Annotated in this window: 21 protein-coding genes, 1 tRNA gene and 1 pseudogene; 9 read left to right on the forward strand and 14 right to left on the reverse strand. The window is 41.2% G+C overall.

The features are described 5' to 3' along the window. Positions 1–109 precede the first annotated feature (109 nt). Positions 110–358, reverse strand: a pseudogene (locus ACE1AT_RS08145) (Uma2 family endonuclease); the annotation flags it as partial. A gap of 31 nt (positions 359–389) precedes the next feature. Continuing rightward, on the reverse strand, positions 390–1,565 hold the full coding sequence (locus tag ACE1AT_RS08150) for an AGE family epimerase/isomerase (protein WP_374867105.1): 1,176 nt from the start codon (positions 1,563–1,565) through the stop codon (positions 390–392). Positions 1,566–1,883: 318 nt separating this feature from the next. On the opposite strand from ACE1AT_RS08150, the gene ACE1AT_RS08155 reads away from it, so the two are divergent. After that, complete coding sequence (locus tag ACE1AT_RS08155) at positions 1,884–4,076, forward strand: CHASE2 domain-containing protein (RefSeq protein WP_374867108.1); 2,193 nt, start codon at positions 1,884–1,886, stop codon at positions 4,074–4,076. 53 nt (positions 4,077–4,129) lie between these two features. Here the strand turns inward: ACE1AT_RS08155 and ACE1AT_RS08160 are convergent, their stop codons facing one another. The 4 genes from ACE1AT_RS08160 to ACE1AT_RS08175 form a co-directional block, all read right to left on the reverse strand. Next, positions 4,130–5,068, reverse strand: a complete 939-nt coding sequence (locus ACE1AT_RS08160) for an ROK family protein (RefSeq protein WP_374867109.1) — start codon at positions 5,066–5,068, stop codon at positions 4,130–4,132. Positions 5,069–5,125: 57 nt separating this feature from the next. Continuing rightward, a complete protein-coding gene (locus tag ACE1AT_RS08165; RefSeq protein ID WP_374867111.1) occupies positions 5,126–5,323 on the reverse strand; it encodes a hypothetical protein in 198 nt (65 codons plus the stop codon). A 236-nt stretch (positions 5,324–5,559) separates the two neighbouring features. Next, entirely contained in the window at positions 5,560–6,456 is an 897-nt protein-coding gene (locus tag ACE1AT_RS08170; RefSeq protein WP_374867113.1) for an ABC transporter permease, read from the reverse strand. Positions 6,457–6,833: 377 nt separating this feature from the next. Continuing rightward, a complete protein-coding gene (locus ACE1AT_RS08175) occupies positions 6,834–7,079 on the reverse strand; it encodes a hypothetical protein (protein WP_374867115.1) in 246 nt (81 codons plus the stop codon). Positions 7,080–7,250: 171 nt separating this feature from the next. Between ACE1AT_RS08175 and ACE1AT_RS08180 the strand changes: the two genes are divergently transcribed. Beyond that, entirely contained in the window at positions 7,251–7,430 is a 180-nt protein-coding gene (locus ACE1AT_RS08180) for a hypothetical protein (RefSeq protein ID WP_374867117.1), read from the forward strand. 133 nt (positions 7,431–7,563) lie between these two features. After that, positions 7,564–8,181 carry a DUF3611 family protein gene (locus ACE1AT_RS08185; protein ID WP_374867148.1) on the forward strand — a complete coding sequence of 206 codons (618 nt, stop codon included), beginning with the start codon at positions 7,564–7,566 and terminating at the stop codon, positions 8,179–8,181. A gap of 62 nt (positions 8,182–8,243) precedes the next feature. Here the strand turns inward: ACE1AT_RS08185 and ACE1AT_RS08190 are convergent, their stop codons facing one another. From ACE1AT_RS08190 to upp, 3 genes are all read right to left on the reverse strand, one after another. Further along, positions 8,244–8,528, reverse strand: coding sequence for a YggT family protein (locus tag ACE1AT_RS08190; protein WP_374867120.1), 285 nt, complete (start codon positions 8,526–8,528; stop codon positions 8,244–8,246). A 221-nt stretch (positions 8,529–8,749) separates the two neighbouring features. Then, complete coding sequence (locus ACE1AT_RS08195) at positions 8,750–9,100, reverse strand: hypothetical protein (protein WP_374867150.1); 351 nt, start codon at positions 9,098–9,100, stop codon at positions 8,750–8,752. Between the two features lie 75 nt (positions 9,101–9,175). After that, entirely contained in the window at positions 9,176–9,826 is a 651-nt protein-coding gene (gene upp / locus ACE1AT_RS08200; RefSeq protein ID WP_374867123.1) for a uracil phosphoribosyltransferase, read from the reverse strand. A 431-nt stretch (positions 9,827–10,257) separates the two neighbouring features. Here upp and crtH point away from each other — a divergent pair, with 431 nt between their 5' ends. Further along, positions 10,258–11,769 carry a carotenoid isomerase gene (gene crtH / locus ACE1AT_RS08205; protein WP_374867125.1) on the forward strand — a complete coding sequence of 504 codons (1,512 nt, stop codon included), beginning with the start codon at positions 10,258–10,260 and terminating at the stop codon, positions 11,767–11,769. 34 nt (positions 11,770–11,803) lie between these two features. On the opposite strand, the gene ACE1AT_RS08210 is transcribed toward crtH, so the two are convergent. The 4 genes from ACE1AT_RS08210 to ACE1AT_RS08225 form a co-directional block, all read right to left on the reverse strand. Further along, entirely contained in the window at positions 11,804–12,631 is an 828-nt protein-coding gene (locus ACE1AT_RS08210) for a class I SAM-dependent methyltransferase (protein ID WP_374867127.1), read from the reverse strand. Between the two features lie 398 nt (positions 12,632–13,029). Continuing rightward, a complete protein-coding gene (locus tag ACE1AT_RS08215; RefSeq protein ID WP_374867129.1) occupies positions 13,030–13,347 on the reverse strand; it encodes a DMT family transporter in 318 nt (105 codons plus the stop codon). 107 nt (positions 13,348–13,454) lie between these two features. After that, positions 13,455–14,549, reverse strand: a complete 1,095-nt coding sequence (nagZ, locus tag ACE1AT_RS08220) for a beta-N-acetylhexosaminidase (protein ID WP_374867131.1) — start codon at positions 14,547–14,549, stop codon at positions 13,455–13,457. Between the two features lie 290 nt (positions 14,550–14,839). Then, the gene (locus tag ACE1AT_RS08225) at positions 14,840–16,108 is read right to left on the reverse strand and encodes a septal ring lytic transglycosylase RlpA family protein (protein WP_374867134.1); all 1,269 of its coding nucleotides are present in this window, start codon (positions 16,106–16,108) and stop codon (positions 14,840–14,842) included. A gap of 334 nt (positions 16,109–16,442) precedes the next feature. Here ACE1AT_RS08225 and ACE1AT_RS08230 point away from each other — a divergent pair, with 334 nt between their 5' ends. The 5 genes from ACE1AT_RS08230 to ACE1AT_RS08250 all read left to right on the forward strand — a co-directional run bounded on the left by ACE1AT_RS08230 (position 16,443) and on the right by ACE1AT_RS08250 (position 21,681). Next, positions 16,443–17,330: a PhzF family phenazine biosynthesis protein gene (locus ACE1AT_RS08230; RefSeq protein WP_374867137.1), complete on the forward strand. Its 888-nt coding sequence runs from the start codon at positions 16,443–16,445 to the stop codon at positions 17,328–17,330. A 254-nt stretch (positions 17,331–17,584) separates the two neighbouring features. Next, complete coding sequence (pds, locus tag ACE1AT_RS08235; protein ID WP_374867139.1) at positions 17,585–19,024, forward strand: 15-cis-phytoene desaturase; 1,440 nt, start codon at positions 17,585–17,587, stop codon at positions 19,022–19,024. Beyond that, positions 19,008–19,940, forward strand: a complete 933-nt coding sequence (crtB, locus tag ACE1AT_RS08240) for a 15-cis-phytoene synthase CrtB (RefSeq protein WP_374867141.1) — start codon at positions 19,008–19,010, stop codon at positions 19,938–19,940. The genes pds and crtB overlap by 17 nt, the downstream gene beginning before the upstream one ends. A gap of 131 nt (positions 19,941–20,071) precedes the next feature. After that, positions 20,072–20,163 (forward strand) — tRNA-Ser (locus tag ACE1AT_RS08245). Between the two features lie 195 nt (positions 20,164–20,358). After that, positions 20,359–21,681, forward strand: a complete 1,323-nt coding sequence (locus ACE1AT_RS08250; protein WP_374867143.1) for an ABC transporter substrate-binding protein — start codon at positions 20,359–20,361, stop codon at positions 21,679–21,681. Between the two features lie 145 nt (positions 21,682–21,826). On the opposite strand, the gene ACE1AT_RS08255 is transcribed toward ACE1AT_RS08250, so the two are convergent. Beyond that, positions 21,827–22,618: a hypothetical protein gene (locus ACE1AT_RS08255; RefSeq protein WP_374867146.1), complete on the reverse strand. Its 792-nt coding sequence runs from the start codon at positions 22,616–22,618 to the stop codon at positions 21,827–21,829. Between the last annotated feature and the right edge of the window lie 543 nt (positions 22,619–23,161).

Genomic DNA, 23,161 nt, shown 5'->3' on the forward strand with positions numbered 1-23,161 from the left:
GGATTTATACTACCAGGGTTCTGGATCAGGAGTTGTCCACTTGACCTACTTCGTTTTTTATCTGTGCGCTTTACCGCTAAAAACATAATATCATCAAAGTCGTCCTAGAAGGACGAGGCTTTAGACCCAGGTTTTTGGTAATCGGATCTTGTCCACGAATGACAGCGCGATCGCCTAAAATTCGATCTAGTTGACGGCACAAGATAGAATTACAAACTGTGTGTGGTCTTCCCTTTGTAGTCATTTGGATCAGCTCTCCACGAATTAATTCAATGCGATCGCCCTCCGTCAGAAATGCCAGTTCTATCAATCGATGATATTCGTCAATTGTGAATCGCCTCGGTGTAACAGCATTCATAGGACACCCATTAGATAAATCTGTTTTTACTCTAGCTTCTCAACAGCAGCTCAAATTGTTGCCAACAAAGATACATAGCACGCGGTACATGAAAACAGCCTTTCCATTTTCCTCCTTTGAGATCCAAAAGCACTTCTCCACGGCGATTGAGATAACCAAACCATTCACCATATTCTGGATCAGCAAAGTGCGACCATGCATAATCATGTACTTTTTGATACCATTCCCAACATATTTCCCGCCCCGTCAAACGATAACCCATCGCTAAGGCAACTAACGATTCTAAATGCACCCACCACAGCTTTTGATCCCATTCCAATTGTTGTGGTGGATGACCATCTGCATCCATAAAATAATACAAGCCGCCATATTCATTATCCCAAGCAAAATTGAGAATATTCAACACCACATCAACAGCTTGATTAATAGTTTTAGTATCATTTTTGCGACGGGCAATGTCCATAATAAACCACATCGCCTCAATCCCATGACCGGGGTTAATTAACCGTCCTTCAAAACAATCAATATGTGAACCATCGGGAGCAACACTTTCGTACATTAGCCCCTTTTCTTGATCTAAAAAATCAGTCATTACTTCCTGGACAGTTTCAACTAGAACATTTTCTAGGATTTTACTAGATAGCAACCATTCCATTTCTAAAGTTAGATTAGCTAAAATCATTGGCACAGCTAAAGATTTCATCGGGCGTGTGCCAGGATAGGTTTTAGTATATTTACCCTTGGGATTATCTTTACGCCGCAAAACGTTATTGTAAGCTTGCATTGCTACATCTTTTGCCCAATCTTCACCAGAAGCAAGCGCATATTGACTAAATGCCATGGCAGCAAAACAATCAGAAAAGATATTGTAAGGTTGTACTAGTGGTTCGCCTGTACGAGTTAGGGCAAAATACCAGTTACCATCAGCATCTCTACCATGTTGAGCGAGAAAGTTAGCACCGTTGCGAGCAATATTTAACCAATTTTCACGTTTTTCTAGCTGATTGCAAAGCATCGAAAAAGTCCATACTTGACGATTTTGCAACCAAATAAATTTGTCTGTATCGTAAACTTTACCCTGACGATCTAGGCAGGTAAAATAGCCGCCGTACTCCCAGTCCAAGGAATGTTTTTCCCAAAAAGGAAGTATATCGTTAAAAAGTATGTTTTTGTAAAGTTCTGCTAACGCTTTCAAATCATAATCCATAAATTTATTCCCCTTGTATGCCAAAACCAACAGCGTTAATTATCACCTTGCTAAGGGTAGAGTACAAGTGAACAATGAAAAATGAAGGATGGATGATTAGATATCTGTTGAAAAATAATGTAGAGACGCGATATTTCACATCTCTACAAGGATTTTGGTTGAAGTAGATAATTTGCGAAATAATGTGCAACGAAGGTGAAGTGTTAACTAACCAACAATCACCTAGCACCCACTAATTGCTACATTGATAGATATTTGGGATAATCTCTTATTGCCTGTTTGCACCATCTACCATATTCTGGCTATTGCCACTAAACCGTGATTACACTATTCAGGAAACTCCGCACTGCTTTAACGACAAAAGATAGAGGTTCTCAGGACACCACTACTAGAAGCTGGCTGCAAACTATTTTGATCACCAGTGTCGGAGTTACTGTCTTAGTGCTGGGAGTTCGCCATCTCAAATGGTTACAGACTTGGGAATTAAGTGCTTATGACCAAATGATACGGCTACGCCCTGCTGAAGCACCAGATCCTCACCTGTTAATAGTTAGTGTCACTGAAGAGGATTTGGGTTCACAAGATTTTTCTCTGCCAGATCAAATTATCAATCAGCTATTAGTTAAAATCCAGTCTTATCAACCGCGTGTCATTGGGTTAAGTATTGATCGTTCCAAACAGAAAAATTTAGGGGCTGGTCTTTCCAATCTAGATAATGTTATCACTTACTGCACATTCAGCAGTATGGGCAGTCCAGAAATTCCACCACCACCAAATTTCCCCAAAGACCAAGTCGGCTTTAGTGATGTGATTTCTGACGATGAAGATGTGATTGTGCGCCGCAGTTTGTTATTTGCTGCTTCCAATGACAAAAAATGTCAAACACGATTTTCTTTTGCTGCCCTCTTAGCTATTAATTACTTAGAAAAACAAGGCATTAAATATAGTTTCCCTGATCAAGATCATTTTTATTTGGGTAAAACTCTATTTCCGCGTTTATCAGAAGATGCAGGTGGCTATGAAAATATAGACGCAGCAGGTTATCAAATTCTACTCAATTACCGTGATCCATCTCAATTTGCAAAACAAGTTACTCTCACACAAGTTTTAAAGAATCAAGTAGATCCCAATTGGATTAAAGACCGTCTCGTCATTATTGGTACTACTGCCCGTAGTGTTCATCCAGGTTTTTATACACCCTACAGTGCTTCAGCTAAGTATCCACTGAGAATAGCGCCTGTGTTTATTCATGCAGAGATCGCAAGTCAGATTATCAGTACAGTATTGGGTAATCGCCACCTAATTTGGTACTTACCAAACTGGGCTGAAGCTGTTTGGGTGTGGGGATGGTCGATGCTGGGTGGTTTTTTAGCATGGCGACTGCGATATCCTATGCGTCTGGGTTTGGCTGGGAGTGTGTCTTTAGGTAGTTTAGTGGGTGTTTGCTATTTGCTATTTTTGCAAGGGGCATGGTTGCCAATTATACCGCCTGCTGTAGCTTTGGTGTTGAGTGGTGTGAGTGTGATGGCTTACAGTACTTACCAAACTCAACAACAAACTAAAGTAATTATTTTACAAGTTGAAAAACAAAAAGAAGCAATAGAACAATTAAATACACTTTTAAAAGAAACGACACGCATTTATGACAAACACGTCCATTCTGACACCACAGGTAATAACCCAGAAAAAGTCACTGGTGATTTTCTTTTAGGTGGACGTTATCAGATTCATAAAGTACTTGGTTCGGGTGGATTTGGTTGTACTTATTTAGCAAAAGATACCCAACGTCCGGGTAATCCAATTTGTGTTGTCAAACAACTAATGCCAGCCCGGCGAGATACCAGATTTATGCAAGTTGCGAGAAGATTATTTGATGCAGAAGCAGATATTTTAGAAGTTTTGGGAAAGCATCATCAAATCCCAGAATTATTAGCATATTTTGAAGAGAATAACGAATTTTATTTAGTACAAGAATATATTTCTGGACATGCACTGAGTGATGAATTACCACCCCATCACAATATCAAAACTGAATCTGAACTCATCGAGATATTAAAAGGGATATTAGAAGTTTTGGTATTTGTTCACGAACATCGTGTGATTCATCGGGATATTAAACCGAGTAATATTATTAGGTCTGATACAGATAATCGCTTAGTGCTAATTGATTTTGGCGCAGTGAAAATGATGCAACCAAAATCTAGTGAACAAACCGAATTAGCTACAGTAGCCATTGGAACACGTGGTTATGCACCACCAGAACAATTTGCTGGTCATCCTCGATTATCCAGTGATATTTATGCTTTGGGGATGATTGCGATTCAAGCAATTACCGGAATCCCACCACACGAACTCCATCCTCATCCTGAAACTGGTACTGTAGAATGGCGCCATGGCGTAAAAATTAGCGAGAAACTAGCAGAAATTTTGGATAAAATGGTAAGCTATCACTTTAGCGATCGCTATCACTCGGCGACTGAAGTTCTCCAAGATTTGAAAAAAATTGAATAAGTTGGTTAATGGTTAGTGGTAGTGGTTAGTGGTTAGTGGTTGGTTTTTCTCCCTCATCTCTCTTGTCCCCCTTGTCCCCCTTGTCTCCCTTCTCCCCCTTCCCTCTCCACCATCTGCCACGCCAACTTCGCTGCACCCAGCATTCCCGCAGCATTACCTAATTCGGCTGCTAAGATTTGTAAATCTAGGCGAGATGTAGGCAAAACTCGTTTCTCGATTTCTGCTTTGGCTGCTGGTAAAAAAAACTTAGCGCTAGCACTGACACCGCCACCAATGACGATCGCTTGTGGTGTCAGTACGTAAATCAAACTTGTTAAACCAATACCTAAATCTCTACCGTATTCTTGCCAAAAAATTAAGGCGTCGTTGTCTCCAGCTTGTGCCAAAACGCCTAATTCGGAAGGATCTTTCCCTGTTCGGCGACGAATTGCTGTAATTGAAACCTGCTGTTCTAACGAACCTTTGTTACCACTCTTACATACGTGTCCATCTGGGTTAAATGTGATTAAACCCAATTCCCCAGCAGCACCATAATGACCGGTAAATAATTTACCATCAATAAATATTGCGCCACCAACACCAGTCCCCAAAGTCAACAAAATAAAATTTTGAAAGTGGCGACCGGTTCCTAACCAAGCTTCTCCCAAACCCGCACAATTGGCGTCATTATCAAGGATAGTTAGTTTGCCTATTTTCGCTTCTAAAGCCTGCGCCAAAGGCACATCAATCCATCCTGGCAGGTTAATAGCTAATTTGGCAATGCGCCTAGTTGCATCCGCAGGGCCGGGAGTACCAACACCAATAGCAATAGCCTGGTTCAGTGGATCTAATTGGGCGATCGCATCCACCATTGTTACTATTACCGCTTCTGGAGTTGCTGGTTGGGGAGTTGCGACAGTCAAGGATTTTAGGCAACTACCATCAACTGTAAACCGTCCCAGTTTAATTGCTGTTCCCCCCAGGTCAATACCAATTACTTCTGCTCCCACCACACTGATCTCATAAGTTATTGTTAATAGTTAATTGTCCAAACAACAATCAACAACCAACTATCTATAATTACTATTTTTCTGAATTATTTCACTCGTGTATGGTGTAGTTCGAGTTACATACATCACTGGAGTTGAACCCAAATTTGCTTGTACCTGCCAAGATGTAACCGGCGCACCTCGTAAAATACCAGCCAAAGCAACAGAAAGCATAAAACCGCCAGCAGTAGCAGCAACTAAAGAAAGTTTATCATTCATACAAATTCCTCACTAAATATAAAGGGATCGGGGATTGGGGATTAGGGATTGGGGGTTGAGGACTGGGAACTAGTTTTGTAGGGTGTGTTGTCGCACAGCGCAACGCACCATCCGGTGGTTTTCGGTGCGTTACGACGTTCCGTCCATAACGCACCCTACCAAATTCAAGCCAAGGTTGGTTATATTTTTCGACTTGTGTGTACACCGTAGAGATTCCCCAATCACCAATCCCTTAACTATTTCCGGATTCCATTTTCTTTCCTCAAACGAGGATTGACAAATTCGTTTAACCCCTCACCGAGTAGTGATAACCCTACAACCATGAATGTTAAACCTAAGCCGGGGAAGAGGGTAGTCCACCAAATACCTGTGGGTAGTGCTTCCAAAGCTTGTTTTAAGTCACGTCCCCATTCTGGTACTTCTTCGGGTAATCCTAAACCTAAAAAGCCCAAACCACCCAAAACTAGAATTGCATCGGCGGCGTTGAGGGTGAAGAGTACGGGTACGCTTTGAATAACGTTAAAAAACAGATAGCGAGAAAGTACTTGCCAAGTATTAGCACCGATCGCTTGGGCTGCTTCTATATATACTTCTGTTTTGACACTAACGGTATGATTACGAACAACACGGTAATATTGGGGAATGTAAGCAATGCTAATGGCGATCGCAGCATTTAATATTCCCCGTCCCACTACAAACGCCAGTGTTACCGAAAGCAATAACCCCGGTAGCGTATAGATGCTATCCATCAGGAACAGCAAAGTTTTGTCCAATCTACCGCCAACATAGCCACTCACCATCCCCAAAGGCACACCCACAACCATACTCAGTGCTGTTGCTAACAAAACCACTTGCAACGCTGCTTGGATACCAAATATCGTGCGTGAGAAGACATCATAACCAAGACGACTAGTACCAAACCAATGCTTGGCTGAAGGTGGACTATGAATGGGATTACTCAAGAAATCTGTGGGATCTTGTAACCATCCCCAAGCCTGAAATACAGGAGCAAATAACGCTATAAATATAAATAAGATGCTAATCACTACCCCCACAATCATTAATTTCTGAGATAGGTTAGGACTTTTAGCAAAATTTAAAAATCTTGGTAGTTGAGTTTTTACAACAGTCATAGGTTTGGAAAAGACGCACCATGACGCGTCTGAAAAATCAGATTTGAGTTATGAGTGTTGGGGTTTGAGGACAGTTTGTCAAGCAAAAAGTTGGGTAAGTTAATGAAATGTAATGCAACTGTCTTGAAAGTCGGGAATGGGAAGAGACGCGCTGACGCTTGTGAAGACGTGGAGAAAGGGAAACACAGTGACGCCGTGAGTATTTCATCTGTATTCCTCGTGTCCGATGTGTCTCCCTTGTCTCCCTGCTGGGTAGACTTTCTCCCCGTCCCCGTATCACTGAATCTCCGCGTCAATCTACACTCAGCAATTTTCGGTTGCCAGACCACTGCTGTTGATTTGTACGTTATCTTAATGTAATTCTACGCCTGTTGTGGTTAGCTCAAATCTTTGATATTCATGCGGCTACGTTTATTGGTGGCAGTAAAAATAGTTTTGCTAAGTGCCTGGGCTAAAGCTTTAGCATCTGCACCCACAAATTTTTCTCTATCACCATTACTCCAAATCACCTGACAAGAAAATAGTGGAAGCCTCACAAAATAGATTTTATAAAAAAATCGAACTGTGCGAACGTATGTCAAATTAACCCAGCCTCTGCTGGGTAATTTACAAAAATTTGTCATAATAGAAATCTCCATGAATATTTGGAATAGAAAAGCGCTTCGTTTTCCAGACAGGGCGCTTTCTCTATTAATAGAGTAGCATTACTTTAATGCTATTAAAGCATCTTATGTACTTTACTTTAGTGCTACCCTAGCGCTACAAAGAAGGGAGTATAGTTTTGGAGTAGCGTTATGGTGTCATCTGTGGTTACAGCCAAAAAGCGAATGTCGCTTTATTTGGACGAAACATTAAAGTCTGACTTGGAACGATTAGCCAAGATTCGGAAACGTTCGCTGTCGAATTTAATAGAAGTTCTTTGTGAAGAAGAGTTAAACCGTGCGAGGAAGGACGGCGAACTAAAAGATGCTTAATTTTAATTCATCCCTTCTGACTCCAGCATAGCTACCTTTCTTACTTGAGAAGGTCGTTATTCTTAAAAAACATACCTATGGTTGAAGTAGAAAAGACTTTATCTTGTTCTACTCCCATTAAATAATCATGACTATGCAAGCCCAATCGGAAGTACACACTCTTAATCCCAAAATAGAAAGAATTGCTAACATTTTGCGCCTTGTTGGTTGGGTTAGCTTGTGGTTACAGCTTGGGTTGGGAGCAACTTCCGTACTAATGTTGATATTTGCTATCTCAGGTCGTAGTTTCAGTCAAGCAGTAACACCTGCTCCAGGATTACCAGTTAGAATCTACACTCAAGGTACAACCCCTGGACTTAGTATCAGCATCTTTTGGGGAATTTGTGGTGTTTTAGCTCTCTTATTTACTCTTTACCTAACTTTTCGCCTGACTCGCTTTGCCAAACGACTTCGTAATCCCAATCCCGCTTTGCATCCACCAAAAGCAGAGGTAATGAAAGTATTACGGGTTGCTGTGATTGCAGGCTTTGTAGGAATGTTGTTAACAATTCTAGGAACAGGATCAGGTTTGGGTGTTCTACTCTCAAAATCTATCGCCCAGCCACAAGGAGTAGCAATATATGACCCGAATCGTGTGATTCGCTCACTTGACATTTTTGTTGCTATGGCAAGTATGAGTGGTATTACTGCTCACTTTGTTGGAACTGTTGCTTCTTTGGGGCTTTTTAACTGGCTACATCCTGAGTTATGAATTGTAGAGACGCTAGATAATCAACATCTCTACAACAAAGTTATATATTTTTTGCTCTGCATTCACCCAAATGATTGCAGGCTTGCCAAAGAGTTTCCACCCTGTATTAACAAAGAACCAACGATATTGAGTAGTAAAAACGCCAATATTGGGGAAAAATCTATTCCGCCCAAGGGGGGAATAATATTACGGAAAATGTTCAAATAAGGGTCAGTAATTTGGCTCAAAGCAGCAAATGGTTGGTTGTACCAGTTGATGTTGGGGAACCAAGTCAATAGAACCCGAATAATCAGGAGGGTACTATAAATATTGATGAAAGTAGCCAATGTGGAAATCAGTAAGTACATGGATGGGTTAGTTTCCTTTCCTGCGTAAATGTCTATTTTGGTCTTATATTTTAGATTTTAAGGTAGCTCAGGTAATCGTGTATGTTTTCACCAGAAGGGAGAAGTCAATCAGGCATTGGGCATGAATCAGTTAACAGTTAACAGTTACCAGTTTAATTTGATCACTGATCACTGAGAAGTTGTCTCCCTTGTCTCCCTTGTCTCCCTTGTCTCCCCAACTCTCAAATATCCTTGGTGAGCGATCTTTCATTGATCACCTGAGCTGAGTTGCTATTAACGTTGCCTAGCTGCTGCCGCACTTCATCTATTGTGGCATTTAACTGGGCTATTTTATCTTCTAGCGATCGCCGTGCTGTTTCCATCTCCATGCTGTCGGTTTCTGAGGCTTTCATATGACGCCGCCGCAGGGATTTTCTGGCTTCTGTTTGGTTGGGAGAGAGTTGCTCTTCTGGTTGGGCTTCTAGTTCACTATCGCTTCTGGAAGCAACGACTGCGCCTACAATACCGCCGACTACACTACCAAAGATCGCACCGAAGAAAAAACCACTTGCAAAACCATCACGCTGACTCATATCTATATACCGCCAATAAGAAAAGCTGGACTTTTGGATTGTTTGGTTACTTTCCAGTTCTAGCTGCATACTAGCTTAAGTCCCAAAGGTGCGATCGCCTGCATCTCCTAAACCTGGAACAATAAATCCCCGGTCATTTACTTGCTCATCTATGGTCGCAGTGTAAATTATTAAACCTGGATAAGCCGCACTTAATTTTTGTAAAGCTGGAGGAGCTGCAACTACGCAAACGATTCTAGTCAAGGACGGGTCAACTCCCCGTTGTGTCAATTCTTCCATTGCTCTCATAATTGATCCACCTGTGGCTAACATCGGATCGGTAATTAATACCCGTGTTTGAGGATGGAATTTTTCTGGAAGTTTGTTCAAGTAAGAAGATGGTTGTAGAGTGGTTTCGTCCCGCACTAAACCAAGATGATAAATTGATGCCAAGGGTAGTAGTGTTTGCGCTCCTTCTAGCAATCCTAAGCCTGCTCGCAAAATCGGCACCACTGCCATTGGAACTTCTGGATTGATCAAAGTTGCAGGACATTCAGCTAAAGGACTCTGTACTGTTGTATCTTGAGTCGGCAACCATTCTCGAGCTGCTTCATAAGTAAGCCAGCGTCCCAATTCTGTCATCGCACTACGAAATAATACTGAAGGCGTGGCAGCATCACGGGCAACTGCTAACCAGTGCTTGATTAAGGGATGTGGTGGAACATAAACACGCAATTGTAGCGTCATAGACGGAATTAGGCGTTCTGTAATTGTACAACGACTGAAACATCATAATACCCTTTCTGATATCCGGCTATCAGCTAAAATCGAAACTCGCAAAAAATTATTGATAATTTTTTTCATTAATAGTTGACAGTTATTCTCAATCAAAGTTATATTAACAGTCAGTGTTCTCCTCTCTTTAAGGATCGGCAGACGGGATTGGCCAGCGATCGCAGGCTTGTCCCTCTTTTTTTTTGGTTGGGGATCGGGGAAGGTGGGGCCCCCTCTGGGGATAAGGGGTAACGGGGATTAGGGATTGGAAATTGGGGAACCTGGGACTCTGACAGATGTGGGTATTTAATCCAGCAATGAGTGATGACTATAAAACTAATAGAATAATCATCGTTTCATAAACTCCTACACCCTTATACCCTTACATCCTAAAAGCAACCACCATGCATAAAAATCTCTTCCCCGATTCCCATTACGACGCAATCATTATTGGTTCTGGAATTGGTGGTCTGGTGACAGCAACTCAATTGGCTGCAAAAGAAGCTAAAGTACTTGTTTTAGAACGCTATCTTATTCCAGGTGGTAGTGCGGGCTATTTTGAACGTCAAGGTTATCGCTTCGATGTTGGCGCTTCCATGATTTTCGGGTTTGGACAACGCGGTACAACCAATTTACTCACCCGTGCTTTAGATGCTGTAAACGTCAGTTTAGAAGTCATTCCCGATTTTGTACAGATTCATTATCATCTGCCCAACAGTCTTGATCTAAAAGTTGAGCGGACTTACGAAAATTTTTTACAAAATCTAACATCCTATTTTCCCCACGAAGTCAAGGGTATTCGTCGATTTTATGACGAATGTTGGCGAGTATTTAATTGCTTAAATAGCATGGAGCTTTTATCTCTGGAAGAGCCACGGTATTTGATGCGGATGTTTTTTCAGCATCCTTGGGCTTGTTTAAGTTTGTTAAGGTATTTGCCACAAAATGTGGGGGATGTAGCGCGACGCCATATTAAAGATCCCCTATTGTTGAAATTTATCGATATGGAATGCTATTGCTGGTCGGTAGTACCGGCCGATATGACACCGATGATCAATGCGGGAATGGTGTTTTCCGACAGGCATTATGGTGGTGTGAATTATCCCAAGGGTGGTGTGGGTCAAATAGCTCAAAAGCTTGTAGAAGGGCTAATTCAGACGGGAGGTCAGATTAAATACCAAGCTAGAGTCACGCAAATACTCACAGAAAAGGGACGAGCCGTAGGTGTAAAATTAGCTAATGGCCAAATCTACCGTGCCAAATACATTGTTTCTAATGCTACACGTTGGGATACTTTTGAGAAATTACTACCGCAAGAGAAAATTTTAGCTAATGAGAAAAAATGGCAGCAAAACTATGAGAAATCACCTAGTTTTTTGAGTTTGCACATGGGCATCAAGGCCTCTAGTTTACCTGCCAAGACAGAATGTCATCACATTTTGTTGGAAGACTGGGAGAAAATGGCAGACCCGGAAGGTACGATTTTTGTGTCGATTCCCACGTTGCTTGACCCAGATTTAGCACCAGTTGATCATCATATCATTCACGCTTTTACACCACATTGGATAGATGATTGGCAAGGTCTGTCTGTAAAGGATTATGAAGCAAAAAAAGAAAAAGCTGCTAGGCGAATTCTTGAACGTTTGGAGAAAATTTTTCCGGGTTTAGATACAGGGTTAGATTACCTAGAAGTGGGAACACCACGCACTCATCGTCGTTTTTTAGGCCGTGATGATGGTACTTATGGGCCGATTCCTCGACGCAAATTGCGGGGGTTACTAGCAATGCCGTTTAATAGAACTGCAATACCAGGACTTTATTGTGTGGGAGATAGTACTTTTCCTGGACAGGGTTTGAATGCAGTAGCGTTTTCTGGTTTTGCTTGCGCTCATCGGATAGCAGTAGATTTGGGATGAACCAAAAATCTGCGTCTCTTCAGAGCGCAGAGTATCAATTGCAGATAACCATTGTTGCAGCAGGTAGTGGAACCACTTTCCTACCGTCCTTTTCACTCATATTAGACGCTAACAGATGTAATATTTCTTGCCGTTGTTCATCAGAAAGTAGGCTGGAATCTGCTTGACAGAAGAAATCCATCAGCACTTTCCCTGCTGACGAATTTTCTTCAAAGCAAAGCGTCACATCCATGTATTCTGGATAATTTACCACTTCATAGGACAATCCCAGATCATCTACAATTGTCTGCATTGCTTCCATTTGTAGCATATCTGTGAATCCCTCTCCTGTGAGAGCAGCATATTTAAAGATGGTGTCAAAGATAACGGCTTCTCTAGTATCAAGAGTGATGATCAAAAAGCCATTATCTTTTAGCATTTCCATTGCTTTTTGCACAAGCTGCGGCTCGTGATCTGGCATATGATACATCGAGTGGGTGTAGTGAATAATATCAAACTTTTCATCTGTCCAAAATTCTTCAATTTTTTCTGGATGAACTTTTAAATCAACATCAGCAAACTCTGAGGGATTAATTTTTTGTTCATAACGCTGTCGATGTAAATGGTTTGGTTCCACAGCGACATAACGAAGCTTGAATTCTTTTGGTATTTTTTGCTTGAGAGTACGGATCACCTGTACATCAAAATCACCTGGTCCAGCTCCTACACTTAACACAGCTACTTGTGGGGGCTGTGGCTTGAGGTATTTTTGCATCAAATCAAGACCAACTTGGCGGTTAACTTGCCAATTTTTCAGAAAAACTTGGTAGCCTGCATCATAGGCTTCATACAACTTGATTTCAATTTCTGTAGGGGAAACCATAAGCCTTCTCCTAACAATTTACAGTGTACTGTTACAGATATTCCAAAGCAATTTATCTGTGTTTCAATAACTTAACTTGACAGTATGTTTGGAAACTCTTGGGTAAATATAATTTGCTACTAAAAAAATTAATCCACTTATGCGGACTAATGGAAAATCAAAAATATAAAATTGGTATAGTTAGGTTTTGTCTGTATAATCGTGACTTCTGGAAGTTATGGATAGTATTAAATGAGACTTTTAAAACACTCTCTTACACTCAAATTATTTGCATCCAAATTATTAGCTTTTCATGACATAACTCTACAGGATTATTCCAGCAGTTGCGTGTTTATTGTTACAATTTCATCAATGTTGCTATATTTTATGAGTTCTCAATTAATTAGCTCATAAATTTACTAATATTTAATTAAATTTATACCAATAACTCCTACAAAAATAAAGCTAATACATAAAGCTTTGGCTGGGCTGATATGTTCTTGAAATAAAATTGCACCCAATATTGATGTCCCGATAATTCCTATTCCAGACCAGACAGCATACCCAACACTAACTTCAATTGTTTTAAGGGAGAATGCAAAAAAACTAAATGCTAAAGGATATCCAGTAACTGCACCCATTAAGTACATTGGTTTTGAGAAGCCATTTGCCAATTTTAGAGAAATAGTCCCAAAGATTTCACAAGCGATCGCCAAAAACAAAAAAACCCAGGCCATTAATTTATTCTCTAGCTCATAATTAATAATTTAACGCGATGTGGTGATGTGTGACTGATTCTAAAACCAAGTTGCTAAAAATGCGATCGCCTTGTCGAGATACAAGCCTATGTCACTTTAAAAGCACAAGCGATCGCTAATTCTGCATGTTGCTTGAGTGTTTCTTGATCTAGGGTTGAAACTGAGTACTGGGGAGTCGTGGCAACTAGGCTATCAATTCGCATTCTTGCTGCTTCCACAATGCGTTCATCAAGGCTAGAATTGCTGAGAGAATTGACAAAATCTTGAGCGATCGCAAAAGTGCGTTCCACAGATGATGAAGGTAGATTGCGCGAGACAATGAATAAATCACAGCCAGCATTAAATGTCTGCGCCACAGTCCCAGTTTTAGAATACATCTTTGAGACTGCTTTCATATCTAAATCATCAGATACTATCACCCCTGCAAAATTCAATTCTTCTCTGAGTATTTCTGTCAAGATCGTCTGGGAAAGTGTCGCAGGCACATTAGGATCTATCTGAGGGAATAAAATATGAGCAGTCATGATCATCGGTACTTCTTCGGCGATGAGTGTTTGAAAGGGTATAAGTTCGCGATTTCGTAGTTCTCCTATTGTTAAATTCAGTATCGGTAACTCTAGATGGGAATCTGTGCTGGTATCTCCATGTCCAGGAAAGTGTTTAGCACAACCAATAATTCCAGCCTCCCGCAATCCCAGAAAATAATCACGCGCACCAGCAGCAGCAGTTTCTGGGGTGATACCAAAAGCACGAGGTCCGATAATTGGGTTATCAGGATTAGAGAAAATATCTGCTACAGGCGCCCAAGATAGATTAATTCCTAATGATTTCAGTTCTACCCCTGCTGCTTTAGCGACTTCACGCGCACGGGACTGCAACAAAAAAGCATGGGGAAATCGAGTGATTGGTAAATATGGACGATGGACACTACCACCTTCATGATCAATAGTCATCAGCATCGCATCACGTTCAGCATATTGCCGAATTTGATTAACTAGATCCTGATAGATTTGCAGCCATTCTTCGTAGTGAACACCGTAACTAAAGTTCTTAGCATAAAAAATAATCCCCACTGGTTTGAGTTCGCTCAGAATACGTTTATCATCATCGTTTAATTTAGTATCAGAAATACCGACGATTAAATGATGTCCAAAACGATGCAAATCTGGCGCTGCTGCCATTATGGGTTCCTTCCTACTCAGATTTTTCAGGATTTCCAACAACTCTAGTTAGAGTAAACTTAGTACAAAAGTGCATAAATTCATGGCGAAACTTTGACACTAAAACTCCGCTCCGCGTCCCTTTGCGTTTGTACTTAGGCTTTTAACCCCAATTGACTAAGAAAAAATTTTAACCGATTTTAACTCTGAAAAAATGGGGGAACATCACCAAGAATCTTAATTCGCTTGAGCAAGTTTGAACTCTTAGCCGAGAGTTTAGTTCAGGGATTACTGATCAGTATTAATTTTGGTCAAAAATCCGTGACAATTGCCAGCTTTTTATGAGATTTCTGATTTTTCAGACTCAGGTTCAGATTTTTGAGAGTTATTTTTGCTTCATTTGGTTGCATAATCACTGCTTCATAAGGTACAACTCCGGCTATTTCACTGTTAATGCAACGAGCCGCGACTCGTGACAAATCCAGACTGCGAGGAGGAATATAAGGACCGCGATCGTTTACTCGCACAATCACTGCTTTACCAGTTTGCAAGTTAGTCACTTTTAAAAAGGTATTAAAAGGCAAGGATTTATGAGCAACTGTCAATTCATTTTGATTGAATATTTCACCATTTGCCGTTAAGCGGCCATGAAAAAATGGGCCATACCAAGAAGCCAAGCCATACATCTTTTTCTGGGAAGGCTTTAAGCCATACATCTCTAATTGACCTTCTACAAGTGATAATGCGGGTGCGCTCATCGCGATACGCAGGTTATTCGTCCATTCAATTGCTAATAATTCAGCGCTTCGGTTGGCTTTTTGGGTAATTTGTTTGTTAATGCCAAACAGATAGCGATTTCCTGACATTAATGCTGGGACACCATCAACTAATGCTGGTTGCAGCTGTGATGCATTTAGATTTGGTGACTGCAACAGTCGCCGCAAACGTTGTTGCATCAAACTTGCTTGTAATCTATTGGGTACATTTGCAATCAAACGGTTATTCACCCAGACTTCGTAATTACTTTCGTCGCGATGCACAACAGCTACGGGGAAAGCTGAAGAAAAACTCAAAACTGGTTCAAAAGCACTAGAAAAACGGAAGAAATTATGCAGTGATTGTGCTAGATGTAGCGTCCTCAAGGAGGAACGCAAAATCTTATCTGCGAGAAAATCTGGTTGGGTAGAAGTTGCTTCTATAAATGTAGCGGCTGATAAATTCTTGGCAGTTTTGACAAAAGGCTGTCGAATTTCAGTCAGTTGGAGGGAAGAGCAAAATTGATTTTTGCTGCTTTTAGCTTTTGCTTTCAAAGCATTTGATGGTTTATTTCTGATAGGTTTTGATGTCTTGTCTCTCCAATCTATTTTCAAAAAACGTGTAGGTAGTAGCGTCGTAGTCCAAAATTTTACTGGTTGCTTTGGCTGTACAAAAAATGGATGAGGCTTACTAACCAGTTTACCTATATTGGCAGAAATTTTTGTCGAATCAACTTTTGATGCAATGCTTGGTGGCAAGCTTTGATTCAAAGACAAAAATGAACCAATCCAGGATGTAACCCAAAGTAGTCCAAACAATATCATGGTTATTGTCAATGTTCAGAACACAGCACCTTCCTACAGGTGCAACTTTATTTATGTTTTCCCAAGTTTCTTAACAACTATTTGTGCATAAATTCTTTCCTTTTGAGAAGAATATGCATTGTCTAGATACACACCAAATGAGCGATTACCAGCAGGGATCATCTTATACCGTTAATGCTCAATAAGCAAATCAAAGTTTCATAAAATTTTTAGATATGAAAGGCAAATTATACTGGTTTTTCAATTTAAATTTTTTATAAGAGATACAAATCAAGCCTAGTAAACATGCAAAAATCTGCTAACAACCAACTTTTTTATTACGTATTGTAAAGAAATGACAAGTCTTGTTTTTTACATTGCCGATGTGTTTGCTGAAGCAAAATATACTGGTAATAAACTAGCTGTTTTTACCAATGCTGCTAATCTGTCTTCAGAGCAAATGCAGGAAATCGCTAAAGAAATGAACTATTCTGAGACTACATTTGTGACTTCAACCGAAACAGTATCTGGAGGATATGATGTAAGAATATTTACACCTAATCAAGAACTACCTTTCGCAGGTCATCCTACTTTAGGCACAGCTTATATCCTCCAAAAAGAGATTATTCAAAGTTCAGTTAAAAAAATTTTATTAAACTTACAAGTTGGGCAAATACCAGTAACAATCGATGACACGAATGCTGCTGGTGAATATTTGTGGATGCAGCAAAAAGCGCCAACTTTTCATCAAATATTGGATAGCCAAACAATAGCTGAAGTTCTGAGAATACAGTCACAAGAGATCGATTCTCGTTTTCCAATTCAAGCAGTTTCTACAGGAGTTCCCTTTATTATTGTCCCTCTAAAGACTCTGGAATCTGTCAAGCGAATTCAGGTCAATAAAGAGAAATATTTTGAACTGATTAATAGTATGGATGCGAAATGTATTCTTGTATTTTGCCCAGAAACATACAAACCAGAGAATGATCTGAATGTGCGCGTATTCTGTGATTATATCGGCATACCGGAAGACCCTGCTACTGGTAGTGCCAATGGATGTTTAGCTGGCTATTTAGTTCAATATTCTTATTTCGGCAAATCAGAAATTAATCTACGAGTTGAGCAGGGATATGAAATTAACAGACCTTCTTTAATTTTGCTGCGAGCCGAGCAAAAAGATACAACCATAGACGTAAATGTAGGAGGAAAAGTAGTGATGGTAGCGAAGGGAGAGTTTGTGTGAGGTGAAGAACTCAGAGACAAGCAGGACAAGCAGGACAAGGGAGAAAATAGAACACAAACCCACAAATGACCAATGACAAATGACCAATGACCAATGACAAATGACCAATGACCAATGACAAATGACCAATGACAAATGACCAATGACCAATGACAAATGACAAATGACCAATGACAAAACACAAATGTAACGGTTTGCAAAGTATAATGAGTACGGCAAAACCCTTAAGAAATATTGAAGAGCAGTAAGGTTAAATGCGAGTAGCGATCGCCGGAGCTGGACTAGCAGGACTTTCCTGTGCAAAATATCTGACAGATTTAGGTTACACCCCCATTGTTCTGGAAAGCCGGGACGTACTAGGAGGGTTAGTAGCTGCTTGGCAAGATGCAGACGGCGACTGGTACGAAACTGGTTTGCATGTCTTCTTTGGGGCTTACCCCAACATGTTGCAGCTACTGAAAGAACTGGGTATTGAAGACCATTTGCAGTGGAAAAAACACACTATGATCTTCAACCAACCAGAAAAACCAGGAACATACAGTAGGTTTGATTTTCCAGAATTGCCAGCACCTTTAAATGGGATTGTGGCAATTTTGCGGAACAACGATATGCTCAGTTGGGGAGAAAAAATCGAGCTAGCCAAGGGATTAGTTCCCGCGATGCTCCGAGGACAAAAGTATGTTGACTCCACAGATCAATATACTTTTTCCGAATGGCTCAAACAGCAAGGAGTCAGCGAGGATGTGCAACAAGATATTTTTATTGCTGCCTCAAAATCGCTAAATTTTATCAACCCAGATGAAATTTCAGCCATAGTATTACTGACTGCCTTGAATCGCTTCCTCCAACAAAAAGATGGCTCAAAAATGGCTTTTCTGGATGGTTCACCAACAGAACGTCTCTGTAAGCCATTGGTAGATTACATTACAGCACGTGGCGGAGAAGTACGGTTAAATGCCCCATTAAAAGAAATTTTGCTCAATGAAGACGGTACGGTGAAAGGGTTCTTGATGCGGGGACTCAATGGAGCAGCAGATTATGTAGAAACTGCTGATGTTTACGTCTCGGCAATGCCAGTAGACATCATGAAGGTGATGGTACCAGATTCTTGGAAGGAAAATGACTTCTTCCAAAAGCTGGAAGGGTTAGAGGGCGTGCCTGTGATAAACTTGCAGTTGTGGTTTGACCGCAAACTTACTGATATAGACCAGTTGCTATTTTCGCGCTCGCCTCTACTCAGCGTTTACGCTGATATGAGCAATACCTGCCGTGGGTACACCAATCCTGAGCGCTCTATGCTGGAATTGGTTTTGGCTCCGGCAAAAGATTGGATTGCCAAATCCGATGAAGAGATTTTGCAGGTAACTCTTGCCGAATTGCAAAAACTCTTTCCCTCACACTTTCACGGAGACAATCCAGCAAAATTGCTGAAATATCATGTAGTCAAAACGCCGCGTTCAGTTTATAAAGCAACTCCTGGTCGTCAACAGTATCGTCCTTCTCAGCAAACACCGATCAGCAACTTCTTTCTGAGTGGGAGTTACACTATGCAACCCTATCTCGGTAGTATGGAAGGTGCTGTGCTTTCTGGTAAGCTGACAGCGCAGGTAATTGCTGAAGGACACTCAGTGGCAAATTCATCAAACCTGCAAATGCAAACCCCCCAGCCCGCAACGAATGCTGCAACTGTCTGATTCCCCCCCGCGCATGAAACCGCCGGTCTCTGTGGATGAGTCCTATCAACTTTGCCGTCAAATTACAGCAAAGTACGCCAAAACTTTTTATCTTGGCACTTTGCTGATGAGTAAGGCAAAACGTCCAGCCATATGGGCAATTTATGCCTGGTGTCGCCGTACCGATGAATTGGTAGATGGCCCGGCGGCTGCTATTACCACACCAGAAACTTTAGATAAATGGGAACAGCAGCTGGAAGCCATTTTTGCGGGACATCCAGTAGATAATTTTGATGTAGCTTTAGTGGATACCCTCCAGCGCTTTGCGATAGATATCCAGCCCTTTCGGGATATGATTGCCGGTCAGCGTATGGACTTACACCGCAGTCGCTACGAAAATTTTGACGATTTATACCTGTATTGTTACCGTGTTGCTGGTACGGTAGGACTAATGTCAACGGCGGTCATGGGAGTCGATACCAAGCAAAACACCGCTCCTTGGAACCGCAATCAACCACCTTATATTCCCACCGAAGAAGCGATCGCACTCGGAATTGCCAGTCAACTCACCAATATCCTACGGGATGTACATGAGGATGCACGACGGGGAAGAATTTATATCCCCCTAGAGGATTTAGCGCGATTTAATTACACTGAAGAAGATTTGTTCAAAGGGGTGGTGGATGAACGCTGGCGTTCCCTGATGCGTTATTTAATCGCTCGCACTCGCCAATTTTACAAAAAAGCAGAAAAGGGAATTAGCTACCTCTCTCCAGATGCGCGGTTGCCTGTATGGGCGGCTCTCATGCAATACAGTAGAATTTTGGAAAAGATTGAGCGTAACGACTACAACGTTTTCAATCAGCGTGCTTACGTGCCTCAGTGGCAAAAGCTAGGCAGCTTGCCATTAGCGTGGTTGCGATCGCAAGTGTTATAGATTTAGTCATTTGTCATTTGTCATTTGTCCTTTGTAACAAGTAGTAACTATAAATCAATGACCAATGACCAATGACCAATGACTATTGACTTACATCTAAACATCTGCTAGTATTTATATTCGACATAGGTGGAGAGGTGGCTGAGTGGTCGAAAGCGGCAGATTGCTAATCTGTTGTACGGATCGAAAGGCCGTACCGAGGGTTCGAATCCCTCCCTCTCCGTTCTCAGGTAGAGACGCGATAGCTCGCGTCTCTATTTTATTTAGAGTTTGAAAAAATTAACTACTTTACTCCTATTGGCAGATGCTATTATTTACGGTTTAGAAATCACAGATTAAACTTATCTTGCAATTAAGAAATTAACTTGCATCTGTAAATGATAAGCTTCTGAGCAAAATAGGAGTGTAATCGAAGTATATGAAAAAAACTATTAATGCCTTTGCTTTAGCCATAATTACTTTCACAACAGGGGTTTTAGTCGCAGCTTGTGGTGATACGAACAGCCAATCTTCTAGTAATCCCCAGAATACCAATGATAGTGGAGCCACTAGTACCCCAGTAGCTGCAACTACAGAAGGTTTAAAAATAGGTTCACTGCTACCAACAACTGGTGACTTAGCTGCGATCGGACAGCAGATGGTAGAGTCTGTTCCCCTACTCGTAAATACCGTCAATGCTTGTGGTGGCGTTAATGGACAACCAGTGACTGTAGTCGCAGTGGACGATCAAACTGATCCCAAAGCTGGTGCTGCTGGTATGACAAAGCTGGCGACCTTAGATAAAGTTGCTGGTGTAGTTGGTTCCTTTGCTAGTAGTGTTTCTAGTGCAGCCATCTCCATTGCTGTACCGAATAAAGTTATGCTGGTTTCTCCCGGTAGCACCAGCCCCGTATTTACCGAAAAGGCAACAAAAGGTGACTATAAAGGCTATTGGGCGCGTACTGCACCTCCAGATACCTACCAAGCTCAAGCTTTAGCCCAACTTGCTAATAAAAAAGGTTTTAAGAGAGTCTCCACCGTCGTGATTAACAATGACTATGGTGTAGGCTTTGAAAAAGCATTTGTACAAGCATTTGAAAAATTAGGGGGAACCGTAGTTAACAAAAACAACCCCGTTCGCTATGACCCCAAAGCCACTACATTTGATACCGAAGCGCAAGCGGCTTTTGCAGGTAAGCCAGATGCAGTACTAGGCGTATTCTACGAAGAAACCGGATCTCTATTTCTGAAATCCGCATACCAGCAAGGTGGGACTCAAGGGGTGCAGATCATGTTGACTGACGGTGTAAAATCAGATACATTCCCAGATAGAGTTGGTAAAACTCAAGATGGTAAATACATTGTTGCTGGAGCCATAGGTACAGTTCCCGGTTCCAATGGGAAAGGACTAGAAGCTTTTACTAAGCTTTGGCAAGAGAAAAGGAAATTTGCACCAGCACCATACACTCCCCATGGTTGGGACGCGGCTGCTTTATTAGTCCTATCTGCTCAAGCTGCGAAGGAAAACACAGGCGTCGGAATCGCCAGTAAAATCCGTGAGGTTGCTAATGCTCCTGGTGTAGAGGTTAGTGACGTATGCGAAGGTTTGAAATTACTCAAAGAAGGTAAAGATATAAATTACCAAGGAGCTAGCGGTAACGTAGATATTGACCAAAATGGCGATGTGGTTGGTGTCTACGATGTTTGGACAGTGGGCGATGATGGCAAAATCAAGACTATTGAGCAGGTTAGTCCGAAGTAGGGATCGGGGATCGGGGATCGGGGATTGGGGAAAATCAATAGAAAGTGATTTCCCCTTGTTTCATCTTCCTTTTCTTCCTTGTCCTCCTTGTCCTCCTTGTCTCCCTTTCCTTGTCCCCAATCCCCAATCCCCGATCCCCTATTTTTTATATACCGAAGTTATAACCTACTCCGAGTGTTAAGCCGATATCAGTGTCATCAAAAAATGCTGCGTTGATCGCTGCTGTTGCGGTGAATCGATCGCTCAGTGGAAAATCTACACCACCAGATAAAAGAAAAGTAAACTCAGAGTCATCACCTGTTTTAATCGCTGCACCACCACCGACGTAAGGAGAAATTGGTACAGGTTGATTAAAAGTATCTCCTAACTGCTGGAGGGAAAAATCGTAGGTGATGGGAACTAGAATTGTGGTGTTGTCACCAAACACTGCTGATGGTCTGACAGATAAACTTCTTGACAGACCAACTTTGCTAATGACCATAAAATTGCCATCACCTAAAGAGGATTCACCACCATTCAAACCAATGTTTGCTGCTACACCGATATAGCTAGATCCTCCACGAGTTGCTCGACCTGGAAGAATATCTGATTGCGCTACTTTAGGAGCAGGAGCAGATAATTGAGTACTTGGCTGTTGATTTTGCTCTTGGTTTTGAGTCGTAAGTGCCGCAGATGATGTTGCTACTGTACCAGGAACGGGTGTAAATGTCGGACTATCTGTTTCTGGTGTAGCGATCGCCGAAAACTGTTCCTGATTTTGGCTAGAATCGGATACTACTGAATTTTCTACTGCATTACTTGTTACAGTAACTGCGTCTGTTTCAATGCTAGCAGAGTCAGCCGTTTGAGCAACAGCAGGCAAACCACCAGCTAAAACCGCAACAGTTGCTACACTAACTAAACCGACTACTCCTGGATTAAAAACAATCTTATTCACATTCACTCCTCAAACAATATTACTTTTATAGATGATGGGTTTTGCCCATATTGAGCCAATTTTGGCAATATCTACATTTAACATCAAAAAATCTATTTCTACATCCCTGTTTTTAAGGTAATACAAAGATTTGGATATTCACTATATATAGAGATAGATCCTCAATTAAACGAATGACAAAAATTATTCAATCAACAAAAAATTAGCTCATAATAATTATTATATTTTGATTTTATTATGATTAATTATCAATGGTAATTTTTTAGTGACTTTTTTAATTATTTTGGAATAGCATTAAAAGATAAATGTTTACTAATCCTTTATAAATAAAAGCTTAGAATTAATTCTTGTTATTAAACACCCAATACTACTTGGATAAAACAAATATATTGACATTTATACTCCAATACGGTTCAGTTAAGGCTAAAAACTAAAACTAGCGTAGGTTGGGGAGCCAGTGCGTTGCGGGGGTCCCAAGAGTTGTAGCACCTGGCGTTTGAGGAACGTAGACGCGCCCTGCGCGGCTGATCGCAGAGTAACCCA

This window comes from Pelatocladus sp. BLCC-F211 (genome assembly GCF_041928655.1).
Lineage (GTDB): Bacteria > Cyanobacteriota > Cyanobacteriia > Cyanobacteriales > Nostocaceae > Pelatocladus.

Coding starts and splice junctions, on each gene's coding strand:
- ACE1AT_RS08150 (WP_374867105.1), bottom strand. CDS start 1,565: ATGGATTATGATTTGAAAGCGTTAGCAGAACTTTACAAAAACATACTT.
- ACE1AT_RS08165 (WP_374867111.1), bottom strand. CDS start 5,323: ATGAATGATAAACTTTCTTTAGTTGCTGCTACTGCTGGCGGTTTTATG.
- ACE1AT_RS08170 (WP_374867113.1), bottom strand. CDS start 6,456: ATGACTGTTGTAAAAACTCAACTACCAAGATTTTTAAATTTTGCTAAA.
- ACE1AT_RS08175 (WP_374867115.1), bottom strand. CDS start 7,079: ATGACAAATTTTTGTAAATTACCCAGCAGAGGCTGGGTTAATTTGACA.
- ACE1AT_RS08180 (WP_374867117.1), top strand. CDS start 7,251: ATGGTGTCATCTGTGGTTACAGCCAAAAAGCGAATGTCGCTTTATTTG.
- ACE1AT_RS08185 (WP_374867148.1), top strand. CDS start 7,564: ATGCAAGCCCAATCGGAAGTACACACTCTTAATCCCAAAATAGAAAGA.
- ACE1AT_RS08190 (WP_374867120.1), bottom strand. CDS start 8,528: ATGTACTTACTGATTTCCACATTGGCTACTTTCATCAATATTTATAGT.
- ACE1AT_RS08195 (WP_374867150.1), bottom strand. CDS start 9,100: ATGAGTCAGCGTGATGGTTTTGCAAGTGGTTTTTTCTTCGGTGCGATC.
- upp (WP_374867123.1), bottom strand. CDS start 9,826: ATGACGCTACAATTGCGTGTTTATGTTCCACCACATCCCTTAATCAAG.
- crtH (WP_374867125.1), top strand. CDS start 10,258: ATGCATAAAAATCTCTTCCCCGATTCCCATTACGACGCAATCATTATT.
- ACE1AT_RS08210 (WP_374867127.1), bottom strand. CDS start 12,631: ATGGTTTCCCCTACAGAAATTGAAATCAAGTTGTATGAAGCCTATGAT.
- ACE1AT_RS08215 (WP_374867129.1), bottom strand. CDS start 13,347: ATGGCCTGGGTTTTTTTGTTTTTGGCGATCGCTTGTGAAATCTTTGGG.
- nagZ (WP_374867131.1), bottom strand. CDS start 14,549: ATGGCAGCAGCGCCAGATTTGCATCGTTTTGGACATCATTTAATCGTC.
- ACE1AT_RS08225 (WP_374867134.1), bottom strand. CDS start 16,108: ATGATATTGTTTGGACTACTTTGGGTTACATCCTGGATTGGTTCATTT.
- ACE1AT_RS08230 (WP_374867137.1), top strand. CDS start 16,443: ATGACAAGTCTTGTTTTTTACATTGCCGATGTGTTTGCTGAAGCAAAA.
- pds (WP_374867139.1), top strand. CDS start 17,585: ATGCGAGTAGCGATCGCCGGAGCTGGACTAGCAGGACTTTCCTGTGCA.
- crtB (WP_374867141.1), top strand. CDS start 19,008: ATGCTGCAACTGTCTGATTCCCCCCCGCGCATGAAACCGCCGGTCTCT.
- ACE1AT_RS08250 (WP_374867143.1), top strand. CDS start 20,359: ATGAAAAAAACTATTAATGCCTTTGCTTTAGCCATAATTACTTTCACA.